Genomic DNA, 11,886 nt, shown 5'->3' with positions numbered 1-11,886 from the left:
TTTGTTGCAGCAATATCAACGAATATGATCTTTGCGAAGTTGCCTTCAGGACGTCATCCGGAGAGCCGTTGGGCTTGGTTGAAATCTCGAGCTGAAATAAATGGTATTATAGCTGTTTTAGCAGGTATTTTGGTATATGGAGGAGTTCATCTTATTGGTCTAACTGCAAATCATGAGATGAGAACATTTATTCTCATTATCCTAACAAGTTTAGTATTCATGTCCATGGTGACTACTTTAACAACATGGAATAGCCGTATAGGAGCTTTCTTCTCTCTTATTTTGCTATTATTACAGTTAGCATCAAGTGCAGGTACCTATCCACTTGCTTTGACAAATAATTTCTTTAGAGCTATTAATCCTTGGTTACCAATGAGTTATTCAGTTTCGGGATTACGACAAACAATCTCTATGACAGGAAATATTCATCATCAAGTCATTTTCCTTGATGTGATATTAGCCCTATTTACTGGTTTAGGTATGCTAGCCTATAGACCTAAGAAAATGGAAGAAGATTAAAAAAAAATCGACCGATTAACTGGTCGATTTTTTATGTCTTAGATGCTTTTCGTTTGTGATTATAAATTCCAAATAGTAAAAGAGAAGTAAAGGAACAGATTGCTCCAATAACAAACCCATTGGGAATAAAGGAAAGTGTAATAGTTCCTTTTCCCTTAGGAACGTCAACTTTCATAAAGCCAGTTTGAGCTTGTTTAATTTCTATTTTCTTCCCATCTTGGTAGGCAGACCATCCTTTGTCATAAGGAATGGTGAAAAGAATAGATGTATCTTGTTGGACATCATATGTAGCAAAAACCTTGTTTTTAGAAGTTGATACTGTGACAGGTTGTTCTTTAATTTTTTGAATTGCATCGGTGAAAGTTTGGGTATCTAAACGATAGAAGGTAGGAGATTCAAATGATACTTGTAAATTTCCAGGGAAACTAACATCAATATTGAAAGTTTTTTTCTCTTTTGTATAGCCTAGATTAAAGAAGGAGAAGACATTATCAGTTGTAAAAGTTTTCTTTTCCCCATTGACAAGGATGTCAACTTTCTTTTGTTTATCATTAGAAAAGTGAAGGTTTGTGAAAGAAAGATAAACTTGGCTGTTTTCTGGCACTTCAATTTGATATTGGAGTGCTGCATCCTCATTTGAAGAACTTATAACACTAATCAAATCATCAGTATTCTCTGTTTTTTCATAGGACATTGGAGAAAAATAATCAAAATTGACGTCAGCAAGTTGATTTAAAAACGAGGCCTGATTATCTAAAGTATGTTCAGTGAACTTGACATCATTGTAAATAGATTGACTAGCAAATGCAATCGGAAGAGAGTATTGATTTTCATATAGGGTAAGATTATCTTTTTGATAGATATCTTTGAAACCATACTTATCAATAGGACTGTCTGAGATATTGTATTGGATGCCAAATAAACTATCAGCCAAAATACTATTATTTGCATAACGGAGATTGAGATTGGTCCCAGAGGATTTAAAGCCAAGTTTATCCAAAGTAGAGCTTGCTGAACGATTTCGAACAGATGAAAATTGAGATATTCCATTGTAGTTAAATTTCATACTATCATTCCCTGTCTGAGTTTGTAGTTTCTCAGTACGAGTAAATGGATCCTCAATATATGTTGAGAAAGATTCCATAGCTGGGATATCTCTACTATATGCACTTCGAGAAGCAAATCCCCATTCCTTTGCAATTCCGTCCATTTGAGATGAAGCATTTAAACTTATTTCAACCATTATAAATAAAGAGATTAGAATGGCAAATAGATTTACAGAGATAAACTTTTTGATAAATGCAAGGAGTAAAAGCGAATAGACAACCAAAAATTCAAGAGTAAGCAGAATATTCAAATCTTTTAAAAAAGAATAATGCGATTTTATATAGATGGTAGCTAAAAATCCTGTTACTACAAGAAAAAGCGAAACTAAAAAGTTCCAGATTTTAATTTCCCTTAGACGATTTAATACTTCCGCTGCTGTGTAAATTAACAAGGTAGAGAAAATCCAAGCATAGCGATGTAAAAACATGTTTGGAGTATGCATGCCTTGCCAAAATAAATCAAGAGCTTCTATATAAAAGCTTGCAATTAAAAATGTAAAGAAGATTGCATAGATAAGTTTCACGTGAAACTTAATAGATTTCAGCGTAAAAAATAAAATAGTTAAAATAAAGGGAAGCAGTCCAACAAAAATCATTGGGATAGCCCCATACTTTGTTGTGTCAAAGGAACCAATGAATTGCTTAGCAAAGAGATCAAGATACCAGCTACTTTCAGTTTGAAATTTTGTAACTTCAGTCAATTTTTCCCCATGTGTCTGTAAATCAAACAGAGTGGGAAGAGTCATAATCAAACTAGCTGTACCAGCTAAAACGGAGGTGACAACAAAATCAAGAAAAGATGATTTTCGAGCTTTAAAGTCCCAAGAAATTTGACAGAGATACCAAAAAATAAGAAACAATGCTGTCATATAGCCAAAATAGTAGTTTTGGATAAATAAGATTGACAGACTTGTAAAGTATAATGAGGATTTCTTTTCAGTTATAAGTAGGTGTAAACCAGTTATAATTAAAGGAATCAAGATAAAAACATCCAGCCAGGTTTTTATCTCTAATTGACTGACAGTGAAACTCATCAGAGCATAGGAAGTAGATAAGGTTAGTTTTATAGTCTGAGGGATATTTTTAAATAATTTATTTAAACTAAAGAAGGTTGATAGTCCAATCAATCCAAATTTTAAGAGAGTTGTCAGATAGACAGCATCTGGCATATTCGACAGATTAAAAAAGTAAACTAGAGGTGAAAGGAAACTTCCCAAGTAATAACTAGATAGGGCATAGAAATTTAATCCGAGGCCACTTGTAAAGGTGTAAAACAGACTACCATTTCCATGTAGGATATTTCGTAAAGCTACATCAAAAATAACGTATTGATGAAAGCCATCTCCTAATAGAGGAGAGTTGTCACTATTCCAGTAGATACCTTGAGATAGGTATACTCCTGTCATAATCAATACAGGAATGATGAAAGAAATAAAATAGGCCCAATATGTTTTAAAAAATGATTTCATATTACCTCGTAGAATGATAGAAAACTCAGTTGGTTACCCCAACTGAGTTTTGAAGTCTTATTTAATCTTTCCAAAGTTCTTTAACTTTTGCTTGTACTTCTGCATTTTCTAGGAATTCATCATAGGTTTCATCGATACGATCGATGACGCCATTTTTAGACAAGACAATGATATGGTTAGCTAAAGTTTGAATAAACTCGTGGTCATGACTGGCAAAGATGATTGATTCTTTAAAGTTTTTCAATCCATCGTTCAAGCTTGAGATAGATTCCAAGTCCAAGTGATTGGTTGGATCATCGAGGACAAGCACATTTGATTTCAAGAGCATGAGTTTTGAAAGCATAACACGAACTTTTTCTCCCCCTGACAAGACATTTACAGGTTTGTTAACTTCATCTCCAGAGAAGAGCATACGACCAAGGAAGCCACGTAGGAAAGTATTGTCATCTTCTTCTTTACTTGCGAATTGACGCAACCAGTCAAGAATTGATTCTCCCCCTGCGAAATCAGCTGAGTTGTCTTTGGGCAGGTAAGATTGACTAGTTGTAACTCCCCACTTGACAGTTCCTTCATAGTCAATATCTCCCATGATTGCAAGAATTAATGCAGTCGTTTGGATATCATTTTGTCCAATAAGAGCTGTCTTATCGCCTGGACGCAAGATAAAGCTGATATTATCTAAAATAGTCTCACCATCAATCTTTACAGTTAGATTTTCTACTGTCAAGAGATCATTACCAATCTCACGTTCCGCTTTAAAGTTGATAAATGGATATTTACGACTAGATGGCACAATCTCTTCTAGCTCAATCTTATCAAGCATTTTCTTACGTGAGGTTGCTTGTCTTGATTTAGAAGCATTAGCAGAGAAACGAGCAACGAACTCTTGCAATTGTTTAATTTTTTCTTCTGCTTTGGCATTACGGTCTGCTAGCAATTTAGCAGCGAGTTCAGAAGATTCCTTCCAAAAGTCATAGTTTCCGACGTAGAGTTTGATTTTTCCAAAGTCAAGATCAGCCATGTGAGTACATACTTTATTCAAGAAGTGACGGTCATGGGATACTACGATAACTGTGTTGTCAAAGTCAATCAAGAAATCTTCTAACCATGTAATTGATTGGATGTCTAAACCATTGGTTGGCTCGTCCAAGAGAAGAACATCTGGTTTACCAAAAAGTGCTTTAGCAAGGAGAACCTTTACTTTCTCACCGTTGGCCAATTCACTCATATTTTGGTAGTGCAACTCTTCTGGGATATTTAGGTTTTGAAGTAGTTGAGAGGCTTCACTTTCTGCTTCCCAGCCTCCAAGCTCGGCAAACTCTCCTTCAAGTTCGGCAGCACGGACTCCGTCCTCATCTGAGAAATCTTCCTTCATGTAGATAGCATCTTTTTCCTTCATGATGCTATAAAGTTTTTCATTTCCCATGATAACAACATCAATAGCACGTTCATCTTCATAGTCAAAGTGATTTTGACGAAGAACAGAGAGACGTTCATCTGGACCAAGAGAGATGTGACCAGTAGTAGGTTCGATATCTCCAGCTAAAATTTTTAAAAAGGTTGATTTTCCGGCACCATTAGCACCGATTAATCCATAAGTATTTCCTTCTGTAAATTTGATATTGACATCATCAAAAAGTTTGCGATCACTAAAACGTAGTGAAACATCAGATACTGTAAGCAATGTTTTTCTCCTATATGTGTAATATATTTATTCTACTAGAAAATACGGAAATATTCAAATTTTTATCTGTCAATTTTGTGTAAATTATGTTTACAACTATCTTTACAAAAAGCAGTAAATAGCAAGGTTGATTTATTTTGATAAATTGCGGTTATTTCATTAAAAAAATGCTATAATTGAAGGGACTATATCGAAGGAGAACAAAATGACTAAACCCATTATTTTAACAGGAGACCGTCCAACAGGAAAATTGCATATTGGACATTATGTTGGAAGTCTCAAAAATCGAGTATTATTACAGGAAGAGGGTAAGTATGACATGTTTGTGTTCTTGGCTGACCAACAAGCCTTGACAGATCATGCTAAAGACCCTCAAACCATTGTAGAGTCTATCGGAAATGTGGCTTTGGATTATCTTGCAGTTGGATTGGATCCCAGTAAATCAACTATCTTTATTCAAAGTCAAATTCCAGAATTAGCTGAGTTGTCTATGTACTATATGAATCTAGTTTCATTAGCACGTCTGGAGCGAAATCCAACTGTCAAGACAGAGATTGCTCAAAAAGGATTTGGAGAAAGTATTCCGACAGGCTTCTTGGTTTACCCAATCGCTCAAGCAGCTGACATCACAGCTTTCAAAGCCAATTATGTTCCTGTAGGAACAGATCAGAAACCAATGATTGAGCAAACTCGTGAAATTGTTCGTTCTTTTAACAATGCATATAACTGTGATGTCTTGGTAGAGCCGGAAGGTATTTATCCAGAAAATGAGAGAGCAGGGCGTTTGCCTGGTTTAGATGGAAATGCTAAAATGTCTAAATCACTCAATAATGGTATTTATTTAGCTGATGATGCGGATACTTTGCGTAAAAAAGTAATGAGTATGTATACAGATCCAGATCATATTCGAGTGGAAGATCCAGGTAAAATTGAGGGAAATATGGTCTTCCATTATCTAGATGTTTTTGGTCGTCCAGAAGATGCTAAAGAAATTGCTGATATGAAAGAACATTATCAACGAGGTGGTCTTGGTGATGTTAAGACTAAGCGTTATCTACTTGAAATATTAGAGCGTGAACTTGGTCCTATTCGTGAGCGCCGTATCGAATTTGCTAAGGATATGGGAGAAGTTTATAACATGCTTCAAAAAGGTAGTGAAAGAGCGCGTGAAGTTGCGGGTCAAACCCTATCTGAGGTTAAAGGAGCAATGGGACTTCATTACTTTAACTAAGTTTATTTTACAAGAAACTATCATTTCTATCAGGAAGAAAAGATAGTTTTTTATTTACCCCTGTAACATTTGACAAATTTTTATAGAATGGTATGATAGATACAATATAAAAAGAGTCAAGCTCAAAAAGAAAGAAAAGAGGAAACTTCGAATGTCTAATTGGGACACTAAATTTTTGAAAAAAGGTTTTACCTTCGATGATGTATTGCTTATTCCAGCTGAAAGTCATGTATTGCCTAATGATGCAGATTTAACAACTAAATTGGCAGATAATTTGACTTTAAATATCCCAATTATTACCGCTGCCATGGACACAGTAACAGAGAGTCAAATGGCCATTGCTATTGCTCGTGCAGGTGGTCTCGGAGTTATACATAAAAACATGTCAATTGCTCAGCAAGCAGACGAGGTTCGCAAGGTAAAACGTTCTGAAAATGGAGTTATTATTGATCCGTTCTTCTTGACTCCTGAACATACAATTGCTGAAGCTGATGAGCTTATGGGACGTTACCGTATCAGTGGTGTTCCAGTTGTTGAAACACTTGAAAATCGTAAATTAGTTGGTATTTTGACAAACCGAGATCTTCGTTTTATTTCAGATTATAATCAACCAATTTCAAACCATATGACCAGTGAAAATCTTGTGACTGCTCCTGTGGGTACAGATCTTGTAACGGCTGAAAGCATTCTTCAAGAACACCGTATTGAAAAACTTCCGTTGGTAGATGAAGAAGGCCGTCTTTCTGGTTTGATTACCATCAAAGATATTGAAAAAGTTATTGAGTTTCCAAATGCGGCTAAAGATGAGTTTGGTCGTCTTCTAGTTGCAGGTGCAGTAGGTGTTACTTCAGATACATTTGAACGTGCAGAGGCTCTTTTTGAGGCAGGAGCGGATGCGATTGTTATTGATACTGCGCATGGTCATTCTGCAGGTGTCTTGCGTAAAATTGCTGAGATTCGTGCTCATTTCCCAGACCGTACTTTGATTGCTGGAAATATTGCTACTGCTGAAGGTGCACGTGCTCTTTATGAAGCAGGTGTAGACGTTGTCAAGGTTGGTATTGGACCAGGTTCTATCTGTACTACTCGTGTTATTGCTGGTGTTGGTGTTCCGCAAGTAACGGCTATCTACGATGCTGCAGCTGTTGCGCGTGAATATGGTAAAACGATCATTGCTGACGGTGGAATCAAGTATTCTGGAGATATTGTAAAAGCACTTGCGGCTGGTGGAAATGCTGTTATGCTTGGATCTATGTTTGCTGGAACTGATGAAGCTCCAGGCGAAACTGAAATCTTCCAAGGACGTAAATTCAAAACTTACCGTGGTATGGGATCAATCGCTGCCATGAAGAAAGGTTCAAGCGATCGTTACTTCCAAGGCTCTGTCAACGAAGCAAACAAACTCGTTCCCGAAGGAATTGAAGGTCGTGTTGCTTATAAAGGAGCGGCAGCTGATATTGTCTTCCAAATGATTGGTGGTATTCGCTCTGGTATGGGTTACTGTGGTGCAGCTAACCTTAAGGAACTACACGATAACGCTCAATTTATTGAAATGTCTGGTGCTGGTTTGAAAGAGAGCCATCCTCATGATGTACAAATTACGAATGAGGCACCAAATTATTCTATGTAAAAAACAATGAAAAGAACTCCTGTGAAAACAGGAGTTCTTTTACGATGTTGTCAATTTTGATTTACAGCAACTTTACCATCCTGAATAGTAAAGATACTTAGATCTTCTGGCAGATTTTGAAGATGATCTAAGCTTGTTGTTGTGATAAAGGTTTGGATTGACTGAGAAATCGTTTCTAATAATTTTAACTGTCTAGTGTTGTCAAGTTCACTCATAACATCGTCAAGCAGTAATATTGGAGATTCTGTAGTAATACTTTCCATCAACTCGATTTCTGCTAATTTTATAGAAAGGACGAGACTACGATGTTGACCTTGACTTCCGAAACTAGCATCCATCCCATTTATATAAAAAGAAATGTCATCTCTATGAGGACCAACACCAGTATTCTTTTTAAATAAATCTCTGGACCTACTTTTTTCTAAAGCAATTTTGAAAGATTCTGATAAGTTTTCTTTGTCAGCTATCTTGACAGAAGATTGATAGGCTATTGACAACTCTTCAATCTGATTAGAGAGTTCAAAATGTTTCTTACGCCCAAATGATTCTAGTTTTTTTATGAAATCTAAGCGGTGATTCATCACACGACATCCATAATCGACTAGCTGATCATCTAGTACTGAAAGGAAGGTTTCATCTATTTTTTGAGCTGATTTTAGATAGGTATTTCTTTGCTTAAGGATATGGTTATAATTGGTTAAATCTGATAGATAGATGGGCTTAATTTGTCCAAGCTCCATATCAATGAATTTTCGTCGAACTGAAGGTGCTCCTTTAATTAGTTGTAAATCTTCCGGAGCAAATAAGACAACATTCATGTGTCCTACGTAATCTGAAAGTCGTGCCTGTTTTAAGTGATTAACTTTTGTCACACGCCCTTTTTGTGTTAGTTCGATTTCGAGAGGAATGGATCCCGTTTGTTTTTGAACAAGACCTGAAAGATGAAGTTGTTCCTCGTCAAAATGAATGAGATTTTTATCTGTTCGAGTCCGATGACTACGTGTTAAGGCTAAAAAATAGATAGCCTCTAACATATTTGTTTTACCTTGCGCATTGCGTCCTAAAAAGACATTCAATTTAGGGTTAAAGTCTATTTTCGTCTCTTTATAGTTACGAAAAGTCTTGAGAGATAGGTGTTGTAGCCACATGATTATCTACCAGGGAATCGTGGAGCTTGTTTGCTTTTGGTTGATGAAGTAGGTTTAGAGTTGTCTTTTTTTACTCCTTTATTCATCTCCTTGACAAGTTTAGCGATTCGTTCTTTTTCAACTTTATCAGCTTGATATTCCTCTTGCTCCTCAGAAGTAGGTTGTGTCAACAAGATGTCAATATTTATGTCAGGGATGTCAACTTTATCGCCAATACGAAGTTTTTTACCACGACGACTCTCTAATTCTCCATTAAAGTAAACAGAATGTTCAGAGAGAAATGATTTGATAGCTCCTCCGCTATGTGTAATTCCAAGTTCTTTGAGTAGTGCTTGGAGGGTAATAAATTCTTCAAATAATTTGTATTCCATAATTCACCTCAATCTTTGGTATTATACCATATTTTCCTAAAAATAGTGAGAGAAACAGGGAGAAATGTAAGCGATTTTTATTTCAAAAGTGTTACAGAGAACAAGAAAATTTCAGGTTTTCGTGATATAATAGAAGTCTGTATATAAGGAGGTCAATCATGGAGTTAGTGCATGGAATTTCAACACATTTTATCCAATCAAAAAAGTTTAAAACGAACAAAATCACCGTGCGTTTTACCGCTCCATTATCTCTTGATACGATTGCAGGTCGCATGTTGAGTGCGAGTATGCTAGAGACTGCTAATCAGATGTACCCCACTTCTCAAGATTTGAGAAGACATTTGGCCAGTCTATACGGTACAGATATGTCAACCAATTGTTTCAGAAGAGGGCAAAGTCATATTGTAGAATTTACATTTACCTATGTTCGTGATGAGTTTTTAAGTAGGAAAAATGTGCTAACTTCTCAGGTTTTGGAATTTTTAAAAGAAACTCTTTTTTCACCCGTAGTAGTTGATAATGGGTTTGATCCGGCCTTATTTGAAATTGAGAAAAAACAATTGCTAGCAAGTTTAGCAGCTGATATGGATGATTCTTTTTATTTTGCATATAAAGAATTAGACAAATTATTTTTTCATGATGAACGTCTCCAATTGGAATATAGTGATTTACGAAATCGTATTTTAGTTGAAACTCCACAAAGTTCTTATTCTTGTTTCCAAGAATTTTTGGCTAATGATCGAATAGATTTCTTTTTCCTAGGTGATTTTAATGAGGTTGAAATTCAAAATGTATTAGAATCATTTGGCTTCAAAGGTCGAGAAGGAGATGTAAAAGTTCAGTATTGTCAACCATATTCTAATATCCTTCAGGAAGGTATGGTTCGGAAAAATGTGGGACAATCCATTTTGGAATTGGGTTATCATTGCCCTTCTGAATATGGTGATGAGAAACATTTACCCATGATTGTAATGAATGGTTTACTTGGTGGATTTGCTCATTCTAAGCTCTTTACAAACGTCCGTGAAAATGCTGGATTGGCTTATACTATTTCAAGTCAGCTTGATTTATTTAGTGGATTCTTGAGGATGTATGCTGGTATCGATCAAGAAAATCGGAACCAGGCTCGTAAAATGATGAATAATCAACTGCTTGATTTAAAAAAAGGTTATTTTACAGAGCTTGAGTTAGAGCAAACAAAGGAAATGATTCGTCGGTCTCTGTTGCTTTCTCAAGATAATCAAAGTTCATTGATTGAACGTGCTTATCAAAATGCCTTGCTTGGAAAATCTTCAGCAGACTTTAAAAGTTGGATTGCAAAACTCGAGCAAGTTGACAAAGAGGCTATTTGTAGAGCAGCTAATAATGTGAAACTACAGGCGATTTACTTTATGGAAGGAATAGAATGACAAAGGTTGTTTTTGAAGAAAAATACTATCCAGCTGTAAAAGAAATGGTTTATCGAACTCGTTTGTCAAATGGATTGACAGTTGCTCTTTTGCCTAAAAAGGAATTTAAAGAGGTTTACGGGAGTGTAACTGTACAGTTTGGTTCGGTAGATACGCTTGTCACAGAAGTTGACGGATATGTAAAACAATATCCTGCAGGAATTGCTCACTTTCTTGAACATAAATTATTTGAAAGAGAAGATGCTAGCGATTTGATGTCGGCTTTTACGAGTCTAGGTGCAGATAGTAATGCCTTTACAAGCTTTACAAAGACAAGTTATCTTTTTTCAGCAACGGATCATTTTTTAGACAATTTAGACTTACTTGATGAATTGGTAACATCAGCACACTTTACTGAAGGTTCCGTTTTAAGAGAGCAGGATATTATCCAGCAAGAACGAGAAATGTATCAAGATGATCCAGATTCGTGTTTATTCTTTTCAACTTTAGCGAATTTGTATCCAGGCACACCTTTAGCAACTGATATAGTTGGCAGTGAGGAGTCCATTTCCCAAATCAATCTAACTAATTTGCAAGAAAACTTCACAAGGTTTTACAAACCTGTAAATATGTCTCTGTTTTTAGTTGGCAATTTTGATGTGGATCAAGTACAGGACTATTTTGAAAGAAAAGAACTGGAAGATTTAGATGTTCAGGAAGTAGCAAGAGAAAAGTTTGTTTTACAAGCTGTAAAGCAAACAGACAGTATGAGAATGGAAGTGTCTTCTCCTAAACTAGCGATTGGGATTAGAGGTAATCGAGAAGTTGATGAGGCGGATTGCTATCGACATCATATTTTATTAAAATTATTGTTTGCAATGATGTTTGGTTGGACTTCGGATCGTTTTCAAAAATTATATGAATCAGGTAAAATTGATGCGTCCTTATCTCTGGAAGTTGAAGTAACAAGTCGCTTTCATTTTGTTATGTTGACAATGGATACAAAAGAGCCAGTTGCTTTATCTCATCAGTTTAGGAAGGCTATTCGTAATTTTACAAAGGATTCAGATATTACAGAGGATCATTTAGATATTATAAAAAGAGAAATGTTTGGAGAATTTTTCAGTAGCATGAACTCTCTTGAATTTATTGCAACGCAATATGATGCTTTTGGACAGGGTGAGACAATCTTTGATTTACCAAAGATTTTACAGGAAATTAATTTAGAGGATGTCCTTGATGCTGGACATCATTTAATATATGATGGTGATATAGTTGATTTTACAATATTCCCATCGTAGCAACCTATCATAATAGACACTAGAAAGAAGGAATGACAA

The 11,886-nt window shown here is 35.7% G+C and carries 9 protein-coding genes; 5 read left to right on the top strand and 4 right to left on the bottom strand.

Translation table 11 applies throughout. The features are described from left to right. A partial coding sequence (locus tag QZ565_RS01285) for a YhgE/Pip family protein (protein WP_295524409.1) occupies nt 1-519 on the top strand: 519 nt, incomplete at its 5' end. A 31-nt stretch (nt 520-550) separates the two neighbouring features. Here the strand turns inward: QZ565_RS01285 and QZ565_RS01280 are convergent. Together QZ565_RS01280 and QZ565_RS01275 are read right to left on the bottom strand one after the other, a co-directional pair. Then, nucleotides 551-3,094 (bottom strand): YfhO family protein, encoded by a 2,544-nt coding sequence (locus QZ565_RS01280; RefSeq protein ID WP_295524407.1) that lies wholly within the window; start codon nt 3,092-3,094, stop codon nt 551-553. A gap of 61 nt (nt 3,095-3,155) precedes the next feature. After that, on the bottom strand, nt 3,156-4,778 hold the full coding sequence (locus QZ565_RS01275; RefSeq protein ID WP_295524405.1) for an ATP-binding cassette domain-containing protein: 1,623 nt from the start codon (nt 4,776-4,778) through the stop codon (nt 3,156-3,158). A gap of 205 nt (nt 4,779-4,983) precedes the next feature. On the opposite strand from QZ565_RS01275, the gene trpS reads away from it, so the two are divergent. Together trpS and guaB are read left to right on the top strand one after the other, a co-directional pair. Then, nucleotides 4,984-6,009 (top strand): tryptophan--tRNA ligase, encoded by a 1,026-nt coding sequence (gene trpS / locus QZ565_RS01270; RefSeq protein ID WP_295524403.1) that lies wholly within the window; start codon nt 4,984-4,986, stop codon nt 6,007-6,009. Nucleotides 6,010-6,160: 151 nt separating this feature from the next. Beyond that, the gene (guaB, locus tag QZ565_RS01265; RefSeq protein WP_033682529.1) at nt 6,161-7,639 is read left to right on the top strand and encodes an IMP dehydrogenase; all 1,479 of its coding nucleotides are present in this window, start codon (nt 6,161-6,163) and stop codon (nt 7,637-7,639) included. A 50-nt stretch (nt 7,640-7,689) separates the two neighbouring features. Here guaB and recF read toward each other — a convergent pair whose 3' ends face one another. Together recF and yaaA are read right to left on the bottom strand one after the other, a co-directional pair. Then, entirely contained in the window at nt 7,690-8,787 is a 1,098-nt protein-coding gene (gene recF / locus QZ565_RS01260) for a DNA replication/repair protein RecF (RefSeq protein ID WP_042751858.1), read from the bottom strand. A gap of 2 nt (nt 8,788-8,789) precedes the next feature. After that, the gene (gene yaaA, locus QZ565_RS01255; RefSeq protein ID WP_042751857.1) at nt 8,790-9,158 is read right to left on the bottom strand and encodes a S4 domain-containing protein YaaA; all 369 of its coding nucleotides are present in this window, start codon (nt 9,156-9,158) and stop codon (nt 8,790-8,792) included. 158 nt (nt 9,159-9,316) lie between these two features. Between yaaA and QZ565_RS01250 the strand changes: the two genes are divergently transcribed. Together QZ565_RS01250 and QZ565_RS01245 are read left to right on the top strand one after the other, a co-directional pair. Next, complete coding sequence (locus QZ565_RS01250; RefSeq protein ID WP_295524399.1) at nt 9,317-10,567, top strand: pitrilysin family protein; 1,251 nt, start codon at nt 9,317-9,319, stop codon at nt 10,565-10,567. After that, the gene (locus tag QZ565_RS01245; protein ID WP_295524397.1) at nt 10,564-11,847 is read left to right on the top strand and encodes a pitrilysin family protein; all 1,284 of its coding nucleotides are present in this window, start codon (nt 10,564-10,566) and stop codon (nt 11,845-11,847) included. Before QZ565_RS01250 ends, QZ565_RS01245 begins: the two co-directional genes overlap by 4 nt. The last annotated feature ends 39 nt before the right edge of the window (nt 11,848-11,886 follow it).

Origin of the sequence: uncultured Streptococcus sp., from assembly GCF_915066115.1 — a bacterium.
GTDB lineage: Bacteria > Bacillota > Bacilli > Lactobacillales > Streptococcaceae > Streptococcus.
This window is presented reverse-complemented; position numbering and strand designations above follow the sequence as displayed.